The sequence below is a fragment of the Streptomyces sp. NPDC043812 genome, assembly GCF_056436245.1.
Map to the genome: position 1 here is coordinate 97,430 of NZ_JBWKCY010000020.1, position 17,183 is coordinate 114,612.

Below are 17,183 nucleotides of genomic sequence, written 5' to 3' on the forward strand. Positions count from 1 at the left end.
CGCGTACGGAGAGGAGATCTCCGTCAAGGGGAGATCGTGCGCATCGTAGTCGGATGTGTGCGCTGTGGTGAGGGGGCGGGGGGCCGTCCCACCCGTCGGAGCGCTCCCACAGTGCGCCGCGGAGAGTTCTTTCTCCGCGCCGCCGCGGGGGGCGGGGCCGTAGAGTCGACGTATGGCTGCAGAGGTATCGGACGAGGGGACCGTACGGGTCGACGCCTGGATCTGGTCGGTACGGCTCACGAAGACCAGGTCGCAGGCCGCCGCGGCCTGCCGGGCAGGGCATGTGCGTGTCAACGGTGAGCGGGTGAAGCCCGCCCAGTCGGTGCGCGCCGGCGACCAGGTGCGCATCTTCCACGCCGGCCGCGAACGCCTGGTGGTCGTCTCGAAGATCGTGCGCAAGAGGGTCGGGCCCCCGGTCGCCGTGCAGTGCTACGTGGACAACAGCCCGCCGCCCCCGCCTAAGGAATTCACCGCTCCCGCTGCCGTACGCGACCGGGGCGCGGGTCGCCCGACCAAGCGGGACCGCCGCGAGCTGGAACGCCTGCAGGGCGGCCGCCCCAAGAGCTGACGGCCCGGTCCGTCGTGACGTGGCTGCCGCCCGTCACGACGCGGGAGCTCCCGGCGACGCGATCGCCCGAGCCGCCCTGACCTCCTGGCGCAGCGGCTCCAGCACGCCCCGTTCGTCGCCCGGCAGCTCGGCGCGCACCTCGACCAGCACCTCGCTGGAGCGCAGCCCCGCGGCCAGTTCGTGCAACTGCCGTTCGACGTCGGTGATCTCCGAGTCGCGGGGCGCCTCGGCCCCGTGGTCGACGCGGACCCGGGCCGCTGTCGTGGCGTCCACGATCCTCTCGACGGCCACCACCAGGGGACACCATGCCGCCGCCCGCGCACCGGTCGGCGGCGGCTCGGTCAGGGCGCGCTGGAACTCCGACCGTACGGACGACAGGTCGCGGTACAGGCGCCTCCGGCGCCGCACCCGCTCCCCCGGATCGGCGCCGTTCTGCGCGCCGAACGCGCATGCCACATAGCGCGCCGTGTCCTCCACGGCCCCTGCCAGCCGGTCGCCGATCCGGGTGTGCCAGCTCTCCGGCCACAGCAGATATCCGGCGACCAGCGCGATCGCGCAGCCGATCAGACTGTCGACGAGCCGAGGCAGCACCAGATGGAAGCCCTGCTTGTTGAGGATGTCGGACAGCATAAGGATCACGGGGGTGATCGCCGCCGTCTGGAAGGCGTAGCCCTTGCCCGAGAACGCCGGGATCAGCGCGGCCAGGACCATCATCACCGGCACATCGGCCCAGCCCCGCGGTACGGCCGCCAGCACGGCGGCCGCAACCAGCAGACCGGCGGCCGTGCCGCACGCGCGCAGCACCGCACGCGAGAACACCGACCCGAAGTCCGGCTTGAGGACGAACGTGACGGTCAGCGCCACCCAGTACGAGCGCGTCACCGGCACCAGCGAGACGAAGCACTGGGCGATGCCGATGCACAGCGCGAGCCGCAGACCGTACCGCCACGAAGGCTCGGACAGCAGCACGTTGCGGGCGGCCCGGCGGGCCCGGGTGTGCAGCGCCGCGGGTGCGCCGAGCCGGTCGTCGGCACGGGTGACATCGGGGTCCGACTCGTGCACGACGGCAGAGGCGTACCGCACCGCCCTGTCCACAGCACGGTCGGCAGGCCCCTCCGGCGTCGGCAGGTCCAGCTCCGGCGGGGTGCGCCGGCCCGTACCGACCGACGTGGCCAATTCCCGCACGGCCGCGGCGATCTCGGGCCGGCGCGACGCCCGGCCGTAGCGGTGGGCCGCCGCGGCCGCCTCCACGAGCGGGATGACGGCGTTCAGCTGCGCGAGCAGCCGCACCAGAGGCCCGCGCCGCCCGTGATCGCGGGCGCGCCGGGCGAGGATCAGGTCGTAGGAGGTGTTGAGGGACTGGGTGACGTCCTGACGGCGGATGTCGTAGCCGGTGGTGCCCGCGGCGGCGAGCAGTTCGGCGACGCTGTGGTAGGTCGCGGCGACCGCGGCCTGTTCCGGCTCCCGGCGGTGCAGTGGCCAGCCCAGCAGCGTCAGCAGGAGCACGAACAGGCCGCCCAGGAACAGCAGCAGCGGGGCCTTCCACCACGGTCCCGGCAGCGGCAGCCCGGCCCCCACCACCGCGTTCAGCAGGAGCAGCAGACCGGACACCGAGGCCACCGCGCCGATCGACGAGATCATCCCCGAGACGAGGGCGATGAGGGTCAGTGCGCCCACGGCGGTCCAGCCCTGCCCGTACACGAGAGCGCCGAGGGTGAGGCCGATCGCGCCGAAGACCTGCGGGACGGCGATGTTCAGCAGACGCATCCGGTAGGCGTCCGCGGTGTCGCCGATGACGCCCGACAGGGCGCCCATCGAGGCCAGCGCGCCGTAGGCGGGCTGACCCGTGGCGAGCCCGACGGCCAGCGGCGTCGCCAGGGCGACGGAGGCACGGGCGACGGCGGCACGCGGGACGGGTGCGGGCTGCGGCAGCAGACCGTGGATCAGCCAGTCGGGCGGTGTCAGACGTCCTGTGCGCCTGCCGTCCGCGTCCGCTTCGCCTTCGCCTTCGCGTTCGGTCATGGTCAACAAAAGACCCCGAAAGGGCCGTCCGGCGCAACCGTGCAGCCGTCGGGCGTCCGGAAATGCCGCTGCCGGGGAACGGGCTCTACCCCTGGTAGTTCTCGACCTCGTCGGCCGGCTGCACCTGTGCCGTGTCCGGGTCGTCGCCGAACTCTGTCTTGGCGCGCCGCCTGCGCAGCAGGTCCCAGCACTGGTCGAGGCGGATCTCCAGCTCCTTCAGGCGGGCCTGTTCGTCGGCGTCGAGTCCGCCCTGCCGGATGGAGTGGTCGCGAAGTGCGCGTTCCTCCTCGACGAGAGTGCCGATGTTGTCGATGATCTGGTCGTCGTTCATGGCAACCCACTCCGTGATCGGGTGCGTACGGGTCAGAGCACGAAGACGGTCTTGCCCCGCGCTCCTCCGGCCCGGCTCTGCGCCAGCGCGTCCGGGGCCTTCTCCAGCGGGAGTTCGTCGTCCACAGGCGTCCGGAGCGATCCTTCGGCGGCCGCCGCGGCGAGCGCGTCGAGCAGCGTGGACGACGGATGCAGCCGGAAGGCGAGGCTTTCCGTACCGTCCGGGAGCGCGGCCGGTGAGGCGACGAGCCGGGTCGCGACGGCGAGGCCGCCGGGGCGGACGAGCGCCGCGTGTGCGGTGAACGGGCCTCCTTCGCCGGACACCAGGTCGGCCACCGCGTCGACCCCGTCGGGGCAGGCCGCGCGGACCGCATCCGCAAGGTCCTCAGCGGTGGCGTCAACGGTGACCGCCGCACCGAGCCCGCTCATCCGGCGACGTTCGTCGCCGCGCACCGCAGCCACCACGGTCACGTTCCTGGCGGCAGCCAGCTGCGTCAGGTAGCTGCCCACTCCACCTGCCGCGCCGATGATCAGCAGGCTCTGCCCGGCCTGCAGACCCGTGACCGCCAGCAGCTGCGCCGCGGTCATCCCGGCCGTGGGCAGCAGCGCGGCGGTACGCATCGAGAGGCCGTCCGGTACGAACGAGACGGGGTCGTCCTGGTGCACCGCCACGTACTCGGCGTAGCTGCCCGCACCCGACGCCGGTCGGGAAGCCTGTCCGAATACCGCGTCACCCACCCGGTAGGGACTGTCGCCCGGTCCCACGACGTCGACCCTGCCCGCGAAGTCCACACCGAGGACCAGCGGGAACGCCTGGCCGTCGGCTTCCGGGTGCAGCCCGTCGGCGATCTGCCAGTCGGTCGGGTTGAGTGCCGCGTACTCGATCTTCACCACGATCTCGCCCTCGCCCGGTTCGGGCTTGGGCAGCTGCATCAGTTCGGGCTCGCCCCGGAACTTCCTGACCGCGACAGCACGCATTCCTCATGCCTCCTGACTGCCCGCCCCGGGGTCCATCACGTCCCCACTCTCACCCGGCCGCGCGGTCAGCGCACGTCGTGCAGTTCGAGCGAGACGAGCAGCGAACGGTGGTCGGTTTCCGGCAGATCGAGGAAGCGGGCCGCCCGCACCGAGAAGTCCTCGCTGACCAGCACATGGTCGATCTGTGCGCCCAGCGGGCGGGCGACGTCCGCGGGCCAGGACGGCGTGCCGCCCGCCCCCGCGAGCCGGGCGCTGTCCTGGAGGCCGCCGGCGTGGAGGAGGCGGCGGAAGACGGCGTGGTCCCCGGTGGCGTTGAAGTCGCCGGCCAGGAGGGTGGGCCCGTCCCGGTGCGCGGCGGCGTAGTCCCGCAGCCGCCCGAGCTCGCGCCGCCAGTCGTCGACCGCGCCGGGGACCGGTGGCAGGGGGTGTGCGAGCTGGAGGTTCACCCGGCGGCCTGCGACGTCGGCGGTGGCTCCTGGCATGGCGAGCGCGGAGCGGACGCCGGGGGCGGGAGCCAGCGGGTACCTGCTGAGGATCGCCGAACCGGCGGCCGCGCCGCCCTGAACGACCTGGCGGTACGGGTAGTCGGCGCGGGGCACGTCCGCGGCAAGGGCATCCGAGCAGACGTCCGCGCACTCCTGCACGAAAACGAGGTCGGGCTGTTCGCGCCGGACGGTCTCCACCAGCGCGTCGGTGGCGCCGCCGAACTCGACGTTCGACGTCAGTACGTCGATGCGGGCGACGGCAGGTCCGGACGGATCGTCGGTCAGACCGGTGTCGTACGGCCGCACGAACCAGCCGAGACAGACGAGGACCGCGGCCGCCCAGGCCATCAGGATGCGCCGCCGGGAGAGAACGGCCATCAGGAGGGCGGCCCCGGCGGGCACCGTCAGCCAGGGCAGGAACGCGAGCAGCTGGATCACGGGCGTGACGCCGTCGGTGCCGGCGGCCCGGCAGGCGGCGACGGCCGTCGGGGCGACGAGCAGCAGCCCGGCCGACCACGCGGCGGCCCGGCGGCCACCGGAAGGTTCCGGATCGGCGTCGTACGGCGTGGGCGTCGCGTACGTGCCGGTCGCTCTGTCCACACGCCCTCCGAGCTGTGATGCCTGGGTCCCTGGGTCCGTCTGTGGTGAGGACGCCGGTTTCGACGACTTCGTTGCGGCCGGGCGGCCGCGACGGACGAACGGGCCGCCGTGCGAAACGCGTCCGCTGACTTGCCCCGCGACGCGCCCGGGTGTGCTCTGAAAGGGGTACGCGTCGGGGGACGGAAGGAGAAGTCCGCCATGGCCACTCAAGCAGCGATGCCCGAACGACGGCGGCATCGGTCCCGGACATCCGGTCGGCAGCACAGCCCTCTCGGTCTGCTGCTGCCCGCAATTCTCGCGGTGACGGTCGGTATCTGGGCCGCGTTGATCGCGCGATTCCAGGACGACGGCGTCGCCGACGGCGCTCAGTGGATCCTCGCCCTGGTGAGCGCGGTGGTCCTCGGAGCACTGGTCTTCGGTCTGGTCCGCATCCAGAAATCGCTGCCGCGTGAGCTGCGTGCCCTGGCCTGGGGGGCGCTGACCGCCGCGACCGTCGGCTTCCTGACGAGCCTGGCCGACGGGAGCGTGCTGCGGTCAGCGGCCATCGGCATCGCGGTCGGCGTGGGCGTCGGGCTCACGATGTTCTACTACTACTACACGCGGGAGTGACCGCCCGGCCCGTCCGGCACGACGGTGCACGGCGGCGGCGATGCGGTTGCCGTCGCCGTGCACCGCTGCCTCCGCCGGGCCGTCGAGCACGCCTGTGACAAGTGGCGCAGACCGGGCTCCGCGCCGTGCCCGGCCGCCTATTCTCAGCCCCGACGAACGTCGCCGATGAGTTCCCGTGTCCGCGCACGTCCTTACTCCACGGACGTAGGAACCGAAGGACTGAGACTGACGATGAGTACAGATCTGGCTATCGAGACCACCGGCCTGGTGAAGGTCTTCGGTGACAACCGGGCCGTGGACGGAGTCGACCTCACCGTGCCCGCCGGCACTGTCTACGGGCTCCTCGGCCCCAACGGCGCGGGCAAGACGACCACCGTGCGCATGCTGGCCACCCTGCTCCGGCCCGACGGCGGCGAGGCCCGCGTCTTCGGCAAGGACGTGCAGAAGGACGCCGACGCCGTCCGCAGCCGGGTCAGCCTCACCGGGCAGTACGCCTCCGTCGACGAGGACCTCACCGGCTTCGAGAACCTGGTGCTGCTCGCGCGCCTGCTCGGCCACGCCAAGCCCGCCGCGCGCGAGCGCGCGGCGCAGCTTCTGGAGGCCTTCGGCCTGCGGGAGGCGTCCGACAAGCAGGTGAAGAACTACTCGGGCGGCATGCGGCGCCGCATCGACATCGCCGCGTCCATCCTCAACACGCCGGACCTGCTGTTTCTGGACGAGCCCACCACCGGTCTCGACCCGCGCAGCCGCAACCAGGTCTGGGACATCGTCCGCGCCGTCGTCGCCCAGGGCACGACGGTGCTGCTGACGACGCAGTATCTGGACGAGGCCGACCAGCTGGCGTCCCGTATCGCCGTGATCGACCACGGAAAGGTGATCGCGGAGGGCACCAAGGGCGAGCTGAAGGCGTCCGTCGGTTCCGGAGCGGTGCATCTGCGGCTGCGCGAGGCCGCGCAGCGGCCCGAGGCCGAGCGGGTGCTGGCCGCCGCGCTCGGTGTCGAGGTGCTGCTGGACGCCGATCCGGTGGCGCTCACCGCCCGGGTCAACGGCAGCGGCACCGAACGGGGCGCGGCGGAGCAGGCCGCGCACGCGCTGGCCGAACTGGCCCGCAGCGGCATCACCGTGGACAACTTCGCGCTGGGCCAGCCCAGCCTGGACGAGGTGTTCCTCGCCCTGACCGACAAGAAGGGGGAGGCGGCGTGACCACCACGACCACCACCAAGGACCTCGGCGAACTCGAATTCGAAGCACCGAGGACACAGGAGCTGGCCTCGCTGCTGGTCGCCGCCGAAAGACCGCCGCGTCCCGGCGCGCTGTCCGCGTCGCTCACCTTCGGCTGGCGGGCGATGCTCAAGATCAAGCATGTGCCGGAGCAGCTGTTCGATGTGACGGCGTTCCCGATCATGATGGTGCTGATGTACACGTACCTCTTCGGAGGCGCGATCGCCGGCTCGGTGTCGGCCTACATCCAGTTCCTGCTGCCCGGCATCCTCACCATGAGCGTCGTGATGATCACGATGTACACGGGGGTCGCCGTCAACAACGACATCACCAAGGGCGTCTTCGACCGCTTCCGTACGCTGCCGATCTGGCGGCCCGCCCCGATGGTCGGCTACCTCCTCGGCGACGTGGTGCGCTATCTGATCGCCTCCGCCGTCATGCTCGCCGTCGGCCTGATCATCGGATACCGGGCGCACGGCGGACCGGTGGGCATCGTCCTCGGTGTGGCGCTGCTGATGGTCTTCTCGTTCTCGTTCTCCTGGATCTGGACGATGTTCGGGCTGCTGCTGCGCTCCGAGAAGTCGGTGATGGGCGTCAGCATGATGGTCATCTTCCCGCTGACGTTCCTGAGCAATGTGTTCGTCGCGCCGCAGACCATGCCGGGCTGGCTGCAGGCGTTCGTCAACAACAGCCCGGTCACCCATGTGTCCACCGCCGTGCGGGAGCTGATGGCGGGCAACTGGCCGGCGGCGGACATCGCCTGGTCGCTCGGCTGGTCGGCGCTGCTGGTCGTCGTCTTCGGCTCGGTCACGATGAGGCTCTACAACCGCAAGTAGTCCCCGCGCGATGCGCTCCTGCTGCGCGCCTTGACCTTCCTCCCGGGGGAAAGTCCAGCATCGGTGTCACCGGGCAGCCCGCCCGGTCCGAGGAGGAAGGCCGAGGCGCGTATGGGTCTGCTGACCATCGGGGCGTTCGCCCGGGTGACACGGCTGTCGGCCAAGGCGCTGCGGCGCTACGACGAACTGGGACTGCTCCCGCCCGCCCGGGTCGACCCGTTCTCCGGCTACCGCTACTACGACGAGGCCCAGGTGGAACGGGCCCGGCTGGTGGCCTGGCTGCGGCGGATCGGCATGCCGCTGGCCCGTATCCGGCCGGTCTGCGATCTGGCGGAGCCGGACCCGTCCGCCGCGGCCCGGGAGATCCGGGCGTACTGGACCCAGGTGGAGTCGGAGATTTCCGCGCGCCGGGATCTGGCGGAGTTCCTCGTCGGCCAGTTGTCAGGGAAGGACACCGGCACGATGTCTCAACTCACCATGCCCCTGCGGATCCGCACGGCCGCCCGCTCGGACCGTGGCCTCGTCCGCGAGACCAACCAGGACGCGGCGTACGCCGGTTCGCGGCTGCTTGCGGTCGCCGACGGCTTCGGCGGCGCGGGCGCACCGGCGAGTGCGGCGGCGATCGACGCACTGAAGCCGGTCGAAACGGCCGCCGGTGCGGCGTCCTCGCGGGCGGGGGATCTGCTCAACGCCCTGGAGGACGCGGTGCACCGCGCCAACACGGTGATGCACGAACACCCCGAATCCGGTACGACGCTGACCGCGATGCTGTGGACCGGGTCCCGGCTGGCCCTGGTCCACATCGGGGACACCCGCGCCTATCTGCTGCGCGGCGGGACGCTGTTCCGGATCACGCACGACCACACGGTGGTGCAGTCGATGATCGACGCTGGCAGCCTCGACGAGGAGGAGGCGGCGTCGCATCCCCAGCGGGCGATGCTGCTGCGTGCCATCGACGGCGGGGAGGGGCCCGCCCGCCCGGATCTGCGGCTGCACGAGGCGCAGGCCGGGGACCGCTATCTGCTGTGCTCGGACGGGCTGTTCACGACGGTGCCGGAGGCCGCGGTGAGGCGCTGCCTCGAAACCCTCGCCGACCCGGACGATGCGGTGGCCGAACTGATCGCTCTGGCCCACGGCGCGGGCGCCGCCGACAACGTCGCGTGCGCCGTCGCGGACGTCATGACGGCCTGACACCGACGGTGTTCGCGCGGTGCCCGTCCCCGCGGACGGGCACCGCGCGCCGTCCCGTTCCGTCAGTCCGTCCCGCTCCGCACCACCACGACCGGGCATGACGCGTGCTGGCTCAGGTGCAGCCCGACCGACCCCAGCAGCGCCGCCTTGAACCCGCTGTACCCGCGGTCCCCGACGACCAGCAGCGCGGCGCCCTCGGCCCGCTCCAGCAGGGCCTGCGCCGGGTTGCCGACGAGGACCTTGCGGGCGACCGACGCGGCCGCCTCGGCGCCGATGGTCTGCTCCAGGGTGTCGTCGAGGATCTTGCCGGCGAGACTCTCGGGGTCGAAGTCGGGCGGCAGGGCGGGGACCATCGCCGCCCAGCCGGCCGCCGGGTACTCCCAGCTGATGACGGCCTCCAGGGGCTCACCCGTCAGCCCGGCCTGCCGGACGGCCCAGCGCAGGGCCCTGATGGACGGCTCGGAGCCGTCCACCCCCACGACGATCCTGCCCGCCTCTGCCATGGCCGCCACCTCCGTAAGCCGATGAGCCCGAACCTGGTTCAAGCCTACGTAAAACTACGCAAAGAGGTCGGCCGGAGTCGCTTCGTGCATGTCGTTGCCGGTCGGGGCGCCCATCAGAGAGGCCAGCTCGCGTCCTGCCCGCGCGATGCGGTCCGGCAGGGTGGCGGTGAGCGCGTCACCCGTGCCGCCCCAGTCCTCCGACGCGGCGTACACGGCCGTGGGCACGACCAGCGCCCGCAGATGGGCGAAGAGCGGACGCAGCGCGTGGTCCAGTACCAGCGAGTGCCGGGCGGTACCGCCGGTCGCGGCGACGAGCACGGGCTTGCCCGTGAGCGCGTCGGGTTCGATCAGGTCGAAGAACGACTTGAACAGCCCGCTGTAGGACGCCGTGAAGACGGGGGTGACCGCGATCAGGCCGTCGGCCGCGGCCACCGCGTCGATGGCCTCCGCCAGTGCGGGCGCGGGGAAGCCGGTCACGAAGTTGTTGGCGATCGGCACCGCGAGGTCGCGCAGTTCGACGACCTGCACCTCGACGGGCCGGTCGCCGCCCGCCAGTTCGCGGCGCACGGACTCGGTGATCCGGTCGGCCAGCAGCCGGGTGGACGACGGTACGCCGAGACCGGCGGAGACCGCGACGAGCTTCAGCGGCGCGGTGGTGTTCTGCATGGTCATGACTCCTTCGTGTTCTCGGTGGCGGCCGTCACGGCAGGGTGCAGCGGCGCGGTCTCGGGCACACCGGCCGGTCGCAGGCTCGCGAACTCCTTGCGCAGCACCGGCACGACCTCCTCGCCGAGGATGTCGAGCTGTTCGAGCACCGTCTTCAGCGGCAGTCCCGCGTGGTCCATCAGGAAGAGCTGGCGCTGGTAGTCGCCGACGGCGTCGCGGAAACCGAGGGTCCGCTCGATGACCTCCTGGGGAGAGCCGACGGTCAGCGGCGTCTGCTCGGTGAAGTCCTCGAGGGACGGGCCGTGTCCGTAGACGGGTGCGTTGTCGAAGTACGGCCGGAACTCCCGTACGGCGTCCTGCGAGTTCTTGCGCATGAACACCTGGCCGCCCAGGCCGACGATGGCCTGCTCGGGTGTGCCGTGGCCGTAGTGGGCGTACCGCAGCCGGTACAGGTCCACCATCTTCTTGGTGTGGGACATGGGCCAGAAGATGTTGTTGTGGAAGAAGCCGTCGCCGTAGTACGCGGCCTGTTCGGCGATCTCGGGGGACCGGATGGAGCCGTGCCAGACGAACGGCGGTACGCCGTCCAGCGGACGGGGGGTCGCGGTGAAGCCCTGCAGCGGCGTGCGGAACTTGCCCTCCCAGTCGACCACGTCCTCCCTCCACAGCCTGTGGAGGAGCGCGTAGTTCTCGATGGCCAGCGGGATGCCCTGGCGGATGTCCTTGCCGAACCACGGATAGACGGGCCCGGTGTTGCCGCGGCCCATCATCAGGTCGACACGGCCGTCGGCCAGGTGCTGGAGGTACGCGTAGTCCTCGGCGATCTTCACCGGGTCGTTGGTGGTGATCAGCGTGGTCGAGGTGGACAGGATCAGCCGGTCCGTACGGGCGGCTATGTGCCCGAGGAGGGTGGTCGGCGACGAGGGGACGAAGGGCGGGTTGTGGTGCTCGCCGGTCGCGAAGACGTCCAGGCCGACCTCCTCCGCCTTCTCGGCGATGGCGACCGTGGCCTTGATCCGCTCGTGCTCGCTCGGCGTGCGGCCGGTGGTCGGGTCGGGCGTGACGTCGCCGACCGTGAAGATGCCGAACTGCATGAGGTCACCTCTCGGGCTAGTCGTTGAACATTGAACTATACCCGTTAACCATGACCCCTCCGGTCCGTATTCCGGAGGCCGCCCGCGCGGGCGGCCGTACCGTGAATGCGGTCCCCGGTCCGGGACCGGGGACCGAGCGGCCGGAGGCGTACATGGGTGGACCCGAGAGCGAGGAGTGGAAGGAGCGCGGCGTCGCGCTGCGCGTGTTCGTGTATGTGTTCGCGACCCATCTCTTCGCGGGTTTCGTATGGCTTCTCTTCTACGTCGGCGAGCACGCCCAGAAGTGAGAGCAGGCCGGGCCCGGGTCCACCGCACCGGCCCCTCGGCGCTCAGCCCGTCCCGGCCGCGCCGGGGAAGAGCTGGCGGAAGACGTCGGCGGACTCGGTGCCGGACCGTCCGAAGGGCGCGTCGAAGTCCCACACGAGGAACAGCAGGAACGCGATCAGCGCGCTGAACAGCCCGGCGAGCAGCAGCTCCCGGAACGAGCGGCCGATCTGCATGGTGAAGATCAGTCCGATGGTGACGACCGCCCCGCTGATCAGGCCGAACCAGACGATGCCCGGCAGCGTCTCCCCCGCGCTCTGCGCCCGGGAGTTCCGCGCGTCCTCGGCGGTGGCCACCTGGTCGAGCATCGGCTGGTACGCCTGCGCCTCCAACTCGTTCCCCGGCTGGCGCTCCGCCACCTCCGTGCGCACGGAGGCGAGCAGTTCGGTCCCGCGCGGCGACAGCTCCTTGTGGTCGATCATCCGCGGCCACTCGGCCTGCACGACCTCCGTCACATAGGCGTCGACGTTCGTGCGCAGCTGCATCTGGAAGTCCGCCGGGTACACCTGGGCGCGCTGGGTGACCTCGTGCAGCGCCTGTGCCTCGATGCGCACCGCGTCCTGTGCGGCCCCGCGCGCCTCCCAGACGCCGGCGATGGCGAGACCGAGCACGATCGCGTACACGACGCCGACCATCATCACCATGTACTCGAGGACATCGGGAGTCTGCTGGGCCGCGACCGCCTCGGAGTCCTTCGCGGAGCCGCGCGCTCTGCGCTGGCTGAGGAGCGTGACGACGAGGACGACGGCGCAGGCGGCCACCATCACGACGGCCAGGACCAGCCATTCGGTCATGGGGTGATCTCCGGGTGTGGTTGAGGGGTGAGGGGTGGGGTCAGGTCCGGCCGCGCCGGGCGGCGGACTGCGACCGGGGGCGCAGCAGGGCCGCGGCGAGCACGGCGGGGGTCGTGGTCACGAGCATCAGGACCGTCAGCGGGGTCCCGCTCCGCTCGGGGACGCCGGACGCGGGCCGGTAGGTGCGGATCGTGACGGCGTCCACGCGCTGCGGCGGCGGGGCGGCGGCGGGGGGAGCCGGTGCGGGGGCCGCCGGCTCGTCGGCCGGCACAGGGGGCGGGGCCTCGCTCGGCGGAGGCGGCTCGGTGGGCCGGGCGGCCCCCGCGGCAGGCGGCGGGGGTGGCGCGGGCGGCTCCGCGGACGGCGGTTCCGGCGACGGGGACGGCGACGGGGACGGTGACGGGGACGGTGACGGGGACGGAGGCGGCGGGCTCGGCGCCGGGGGTTCGGGGGGCGCCGGAGTCGACGGCGAGGGGGCGGGCGGGGATGGGGGCGGCGTGCAGTCGCCGACGTCGGCGGTCGCCCGGAGCCGGGCCCCGCCGGGTCCCAGTGGGGTCACGGACACCGACGCGGTCGGCGGTTCCTCCTCACGGACCGGTCCCGGTTCCCTTTCGGGTGCCGATGCCGACACCTGCGCCTGTCCGGGCCCGTTGTGATCCTCGGACACGGAGGCGCCGATGCCGGCAACCTGCGCACCGAGAAACGCTGCGATCCCCAGTGCGCTCATCTGCTGCAATGCCGCCACGCCGACACCGTAGAGCCCCCGGCGTACGTCGTATGACCAGGATCACCCGTATGGCTGATCAGCGCATTTGTCCCACCGGAATGCCGTAGTGCGTCCGCGATCTTTTGCACTTTGTTGCACAATGGCCCGGGGCCCGCTACAACTGGCCCGACACCCGAGCGAGGAGGCCCCCGTGAGTACGAGTACGAAGCAGCCGACCCCTTACCCGCGACTGCTGAGCCCGCTCGACCTCGGGTTCACCACGCTGCCCAACCGCGTGCTGATGGGCTCCATGCACATCGGCCTCGAAGAGGCGGAGCGCGGCTTCGAGCGGATGGCCGCCTTCTACGCCGAGCGCGCCCGTGGCGGCGTCGGCCTGATCGTCACCGGCGGCATAGCCCCGAACGACCGCGGCCGCCCGTACGAGGGCGGCGCCAAGCTCACCACCGAGGAAGAGGCCGCGAAGCACCGGGTCGTCACCGACGCCGTGCACGCCGAGGGCGGCCGGATCGCGATGCAGATCCTGCACTTCGGCCGGTACGCGTACCACGCCGACCTCGTCGCCCCCAGCGCGATCCAGGCCCCCATCAGCCCGTTCGTCCCGCACGCCCTCACCGACGACGAGGTCGAGGAGACCATCGAGGACTTCGTGCGGGCCGCCCGGCTGGCGAAGTCCGCGGGCTACGACGGCGTCGAGGTGATGGGCTCCGAGGGCTACTTCATCAACGAGTTCATCGCGAGCGCCACCAACCACCGCACCGACCGCTGGGGCGGCTCGTACGAGAACCGCATCCGGCTCCCCCTGGAGATCGTCCGGCGCATCCGCGCCGCGGTCGGCACGGACTTCATCCTGATCTACCGGCTCTCCATGCTGGACCTCGTGCCCGGCGGCTCCTCGCTCGACGAGGTCGTCACGCTCGCCGAGGGGATCGAGGCGGCCGGCGCGACGATCATCAACACCGGCATCGGCTGGCACGAGGCGCGCATCCCCACCATCGCCACCTCCGTGCCGCGCGGCGCCTTCAGCTGGGTCACCGAGCGGCTGATGGGCGCGGTGTCCGTCCCGCTGGTCACCAGCAACCGCATCAACACCCCCGAGGTGGCGGAGCAGTTGCTGGCCGACGGCCGCGCGGACATGGTCTCGATGGCGCGTCCGTTCCTCGCCGACCCCGCGTTCGTCGCCAAGGCCCGCGCCGGCCGCCCCGAGACGATCAACACCTGCATCGGCTGCAACCAGGCCTGCCTCGACCACACCTTCAGCGGCAAGCTCACCTCCTGCCTGGTCAACCCGCGTGCCTGCCACGAGACCGAACTCGTCCTCGCCCCCACCCGGCGGCGCAAGCGCGTCGCCGTCGTGGGCGCCGGGCCCGCCGGTCTCGCCTGCGCCGTCTCGGCGGCCGAACGCGGTCACGCCGTCACCCTGTTCGACGCGGCCGACGAGATCGGCGGCCAGCTGAACATCGCCAAGCGCATCCCGGGCAAGGAGGAGTTCGGCGAGACCCTTCGCTACTTCCGCACCCAGCTCGAACTGAACGGTGTCGAGGTGCGTCTCGGCACGCGCGTCGCCGCCGAGGACCTGTCCGCGGCCGACTTCGACGAGGTGGTCGTCGCCACCGGCGTCACCCCCCGCACCCCGGAGATCGAGGGCATCGGCCACCCGAGCGTCGTCAGCTACCTCGACGTGCTGCGCGACGGCGCCCCGGTCGGCGAGCGCGTCGCGGTCGTCGGCGCGGGCGGTATCGGCTTCGACGTCGCCGAGTTCCTCACCGACGGCGGCGAAGGCGCGAGCCTGGACCCGGAGACGTACTTCCGCCAGTGGGGCGTCGACACCTCCTACACCGGGCCCGGCGGTCTCACCGCGCCGAAGCGCCCGGCCCCGCCGCGCGCCGTTCACCTCCTCCAGCGCAAGACCAGCAAGGTCGGCGCCGGCCTCGGCAAGACGACCGGCTGGATCCACCGCACGGAGCTCAAGCACCGCGGCGTGACGATGACGGCGGGCGTGACGTACGAGCGCATCGACGACGAGGGGCTGCACATCACGGTCGACGGCAACGCGTCGGTGCTGCCGGTCGACACCGTGGTGCTGTGTACCGGGCAGGAGCCGCAGCGTTCTCTGTACGAGCAGCTGAGCGCCACGGGCCGCTCGGTCCACCTCATCGGCGGCGCGGACGTGGCGGCCGAACTGGACGCCAAGCGCGCCATCGACCAGGGCACCCGCCTCGCGGCCGCCCTGTGACGCTGCCAACGGCGCGTCCTTAGGATGCGGCCATGTCCCTGCCACACGCCATTCTCACGGCGCTTCTCGAGAAGCCCTCGTCGGGCCTGGAGCTGACGCGCCGCTTCGACCGGTCGATCGGCTACTTCTGGTCGGCCACCCACCAGCAGATCTACCGGGAGCTGGGAAAGCTGGAGCAGGCGGGGCACATCAGGGCGCTGCCGTCCGAGCAGCCGACCCGCGGGCAGAAGAAGGAGTACGAGGTCCTGCCCGCGGGCCGCGGGGAACTGGCCGCCTGGGTGGCCCGTGCCGAGGACCCGAAGGCCGTTCGCGATCCGCTGCTGCTGCGCCTGCGCGCAGCGGCGGTGGTCGGCGGAGTGGACCTGGAGGCGGAGCTCGTACGCCATCTGGAGCTGCACCGTGACCAGTTGGCGCAGTACGAGGAGTTCGAGAAGCGCGACTTCCCGCCCGAGCGCCGGATCGGCCGCGAGGACCGGCTGCGCCATGTCGTTCTGCGGGGCGGCATCGAGCTGGAGACCTTCTGGACGAAGTGGCTGACGGACACTCTGGCGGAGCTTGCGGAGGATCCCGGCGGGGTCCGTCCGGATGCGGCATCTGACGCCCCGTGAGATTGTCGCGGCGTGACCGATTCCCTGATCGCCGCGTGCTGCGCGGCAGCGCTCGCACTGATCGTGCGGTCCGTCGCCGGCCTGCGCCGGGCGGGTGGCGGCAGTGACCCGTCCCATGAGGCGCGTTCGGTGACGCTCGCGCTCTACGGCGCGATGGTCGCGCTCGTGACCCTGGCCCTGTTCATCGCCCTCACCTGAGGCGGGGCCCGACGGGCGGGTTCGTGCCGCCCGCCCGGGCTCTGCCGCGGCCGCGTGACGCGCAACCCCCGGCGGGCTCACGGCCGGTCCTTCGGCTCACAGCCAGCCGTTGCGGCGGAGCATGCGGTGGATGACCAGACACGCTGTCGCCATCACGCCCACCACCAGCGGATAGCCGTACGTCCAGCGAAGCTCCGGCATGTGCGCGAAGTTCATCCCGTACACGCCGCAGACCATGGTCGGCACGGCGACGATCGCGGCCCACGCCGTGATCTTGCGCATGTCCTCGTTCTGGGCGACGGTCACCTGGGCGAGGTGGGCCTGCAGAATCGAGTCGAGCAGTCCGTCGAAGGCGCTGATCTGCTCGTTGGTGCGGGTCAGATGGTCGACCACGTCGCGGAAGTACGGCTGCATGTCCGGGCCGACGGGCGGCAGGGGGTGGGTGGCCAGTGTCCACAGTGGCCGGTTCAGTGGTGCCACGGCCCGCTTGAGCTCCAGCAGTTCGCGCTTGAGCTGGTAGATCCGTCCGGCGTCGCCGCTTCGGACGTGCTCGTCGAAGACGGCGTTCTCGACGGCGTCTATGTCGTCCTGCACGGCGTCGGCGGCGGCCAGGTAGTCGTCGACGACCTGGTCGGCGATGGCGTGGAGGACGGCGGCGGGACCCTTGGCGAGCTGGTCCGGCGTGGCCTCGAGCTTCTCCCGCAGCGGGCCCAGCGAACCGTGCCGGCCGTGCCGGACCGTGATCACGAAGTCGGTGCCGGTGAAGACCGACAGCTCCCCGGTGTCCACGACCTCGCTGGTGGCGGTCAGTTCCTCGTGCTCGACATAGCGGCAGGTCTTGAAGACGGCAAACAGTGTGCCCGGGCCGTCCTCGTGGTCGTACCGCTGCAGCTTGGGCCGCTGATGGGGCTGCACGGCGTCGGCGACGGCCAGCGGATGGAGCCGGAACAGTTCGGCGAGACCTGCGAACTCGGCCTCGGTCGGCTCATGGAGCCCGATCCAGACGAAGCCGCTGCCGGTCTCGTGGACCTGGCGCAGCGCTTCGTCCACCGTGTACGGGCCCGGCATGCGTTTCCCGGCCTCGTAGCGGACGCAGTTCACCACCGAGCTGCCCAGCGGGGACCTGGCCGGGTGGCTCAGGTCGACGGTGCTGCGGGAGGCGCGGCGCACCACACGGCGCAGGCGGCGGATCATCG

Annotated in this window: 19 protein-coding genes; 9 read left to right on the forward strand and 10 right to left on the reverse strand. The window is 71.7% G+C overall.

Annotation, left to right across the window (positions count from 1 at the left end; all coding sequences use genetic code 11):
• The first annotated feature begins 172 nt into the window (after positions 1-172).
• Positions 173-568 (forward strand): RNA-binding S4 domain-containing protein, encoded by a 396-nt coding sequence (locus AC067Z_RS27280; RefSeq protein ID WP_478792263.1) that lies wholly within the window; start codon positions 173-175, stop codon positions 566-568.
• 33 nt (positions 569-601) lie between these two features.
• On the opposite strand, the gene AC067Z_RS27285 is transcribed toward AC067Z_RS27280, so the two are convergent.
• From AC067Z_RS27285 to AC067Z_RS27300, 4 genes are all read right to left on the reverse strand, one after another.
• Positions 602-2,590 carry an FUSC family protein gene (locus AC067Z_RS27285; RefSeq protein WP_478792264.1) on the reverse strand — a complete coding sequence of 663 codons (1,989 nt, stop codon included), beginning with the start codon at positions 2,588-2,590 and terminating at the stop codon, positions 602-604.
• A gap of 85 nt (positions 2,591-2,675) precedes the next feature.
• Positions 2,676-2,921 carry a DUF2630 family protein gene (locus AC067Z_RS27290; protein WP_478792265.1) on the reverse strand — a complete coding sequence of 82 codons (246 nt, stop codon included), beginning with the start codon at positions 2,919-2,921 and terminating at the stop codon, positions 2,676-2,678.
• Positions 2,922-2,953: 32 nt separating this feature from the next.
• The gene (locus AC067Z_RS27295; RefSeq protein WP_478792266.1) at positions 2,954-3,898 is read right to left on the reverse strand and encodes an NADP-dependent oxidoreductase; all 945 of its coding nucleotides are present in this window, start codon (positions 3,896-3,898) and stop codon (positions 2,954-2,956) included.
• A 65-nt stretch (positions 3,899-3,963) separates the two neighbouring features.
• Positions 3,964-4,983 (reverse strand): endonuclease/exonuclease/phosphatase family protein, encoded by a 1,020-nt coding sequence (locus AC067Z_RS27300; RefSeq protein ID WP_478792267.1) that lies wholly within the window; start codon positions 4,981-4,983, stop codon positions 3,964-3,966.
• 198 nt (positions 4,984-5,181) lie between these two features.
• Here AC067Z_RS27300 and AC067Z_RS27305 point away from each other — a divergent pair, with 198 nt between their 5' ends.
• From AC067Z_RS27305 to AC067Z_RS27320, 4 genes are all read left to right on the forward strand, one after another.
• On the forward strand, positions 5,182-5,592 hold the full coding sequence (locus AC067Z_RS27305) for a hypothetical protein (RefSeq protein ID WP_478792268.1): 411 nt from the start codon (positions 5,182-5,184) through the stop codon (positions 5,590-5,592).
• 231 nt (positions 5,593-5,823) lie between these two features.
• On the forward strand, positions 5,824-6,795 hold the full coding sequence (locus tag AC067Z_RS27310; protein WP_478792269.1) for an ATP-binding cassette domain-containing protein: 972 nt from the start codon (positions 5,824-5,826) through the stop codon (positions 6,793-6,795).
• Positions 6,792-7,649 (forward strand): ABC transporter permease, encoded by an 858-nt coding sequence (locus tag AC067Z_RS27315; protein WP_478792270.1) that lies wholly within the window; start codon positions 6,792-6,794, stop codon positions 7,647-7,649. Before AC067Z_RS27310 ends, AC067Z_RS27315 begins: the two co-directional genes overlap by 4 nt.
• 111 nt (positions 7,650-7,760) lie before the next feature.
• Complete coding sequence (locus tag AC067Z_RS27320) at positions 7,761-8,840, forward strand: MerR family transcriptional regulator (RefSeq protein ID WP_478792271.1); 1,080 nt, start codon at positions 7,761-7,763, stop codon at positions 8,838-8,840.
• 62 nt (positions 8,841-8,902) lie between these two features.
• Here AC067Z_RS27320 and AC067Z_RS27325 read toward each other — a convergent pair whose 3' ends face one another.
• From AC067Z_RS27325 to AC067Z_RS27335, 3 genes are read right to left on the reverse strand one after another with little or no spacing between them, the layout of a single operon-like run.
• Positions 8,903-9,343, reverse strand: a complete 441-nt coding sequence (locus AC067Z_RS27325) for a universal stress protein (RefSeq protein WP_478792272.1) — start codon at positions 9,341-9,343, stop codon at positions 8,903-8,905.
• A 54-nt stretch (positions 9,344-9,397) separates the two neighbouring features.
• On the reverse strand, positions 9,398-10,015 hold the full coding sequence (locus tag AC067Z_RS27330; RefSeq protein WP_478792273.1) for an FMN reductase: 618 nt from the start codon (positions 10,013-10,015) through the stop codon (positions 9,398-9,400).
• Positions 10,012-11,103, reverse strand: coding sequence for an LLM class flavin-dependent oxidoreductase (locus AC067Z_RS27335; protein WP_478792274.1), 1,092 nt, complete (start codon positions 11,101-11,103; stop codon positions 10,012-10,014). The genes AC067Z_RS27330 and AC067Z_RS27335 overlap by 4 nt, the downstream gene beginning before the upstream one ends.
• Before the next feature lie 152 nt (positions 11,104-11,255).
• Here AC067Z_RS27335 and AC067Z_RS27340 point away from each other — a divergent pair, with 152 nt between their 5' ends.
• Complete coding sequence (locus AC067Z_RS27340; protein WP_478792331.1) at positions 11,256-11,390, forward strand: DUF6126 family protein; 135 nt, start codon at positions 11,256-11,258, stop codon at positions 11,388-11,390.
• 42 nt (positions 11,391-11,432) lie between these two features.
• On the opposite strand, the gene AC067Z_RS27345 is transcribed toward AC067Z_RS27340, so the two are convergent.
• On the reverse strand, positions 11,433-12,221 hold the full coding sequence (locus tag AC067Z_RS27345) for a bestrophin-like domain (protein ID WP_478792275.1): 789 nt from the start codon (positions 12,219-12,221) through the stop codon (positions 11,433-11,435).
• A 40-nt stretch (positions 12,222-12,261) separates the two neighbouring features.
• Positions 12,262-12,492 (reverse strand): hypothetical protein, encoded by a 231-nt coding sequence (locus tag AC067Z_RS27350; protein ID WP_478792276.1) that lies wholly within the window; start codon positions 12,490-12,492, stop codon positions 12,262-12,264.
• Between the two features lie 646 nt (positions 12,493-13,138).
• On the opposite strand from AC067Z_RS27350, the gene AC067Z_RS27355 reads away from it, so the two are divergent.
• From AC067Z_RS27355 to AC067Z_RS27365, 3 genes are read left to right on the forward strand one after another with little or no spacing between them, the layout of a single operon-like run.
• Positions 13,139-15,181: an FAD-dependent oxidoreductase gene (locus AC067Z_RS27355; protein ID WP_478792277.1), complete on the forward strand. Its 2,043-nt coding sequence runs from the start codon at positions 13,139-13,141 to the stop codon at positions 15,179-15,181.
• A 32-nt stretch (positions 15,182-15,213) separates the two neighbouring features.
• On the forward strand, positions 15,214-15,789 hold the full coding sequence (locus tag AC067Z_RS27360; RefSeq protein ID WP_478792278.1) for a PadR family transcriptional regulator: 576 nt from the start codon (positions 15,214-15,216) through the stop codon (positions 15,787-15,789).
• Positions 15,790-15,801: 12 nt separating this feature from the next.
• Positions 15,802-15,987, forward strand: a complete 186-nt coding sequence (locus tag AC067Z_RS27365; RefSeq protein ID WP_478792279.1) for a hypothetical protein — start codon at positions 15,802-15,804, stop codon at positions 15,985-15,987.
• A 96-nt stretch (positions 15,988-16,083) separates the two neighbouring features.
• Here AC067Z_RS27365 and AC067Z_RS27370 read toward each other — a convergent pair whose 3' ends face one another.
• Positions 16,084-17,181, reverse strand: coding sequence for a magnesium and cobalt transport protein CorA (locus tag AC067Z_RS27370; RefSeq protein ID WP_478792332.1), 1,098 nt, complete (start codon positions 17,179-17,181; stop codon positions 16,084-16,086).
• Positions 17,182-17,183 lie beyond the last annotated feature (2 nt).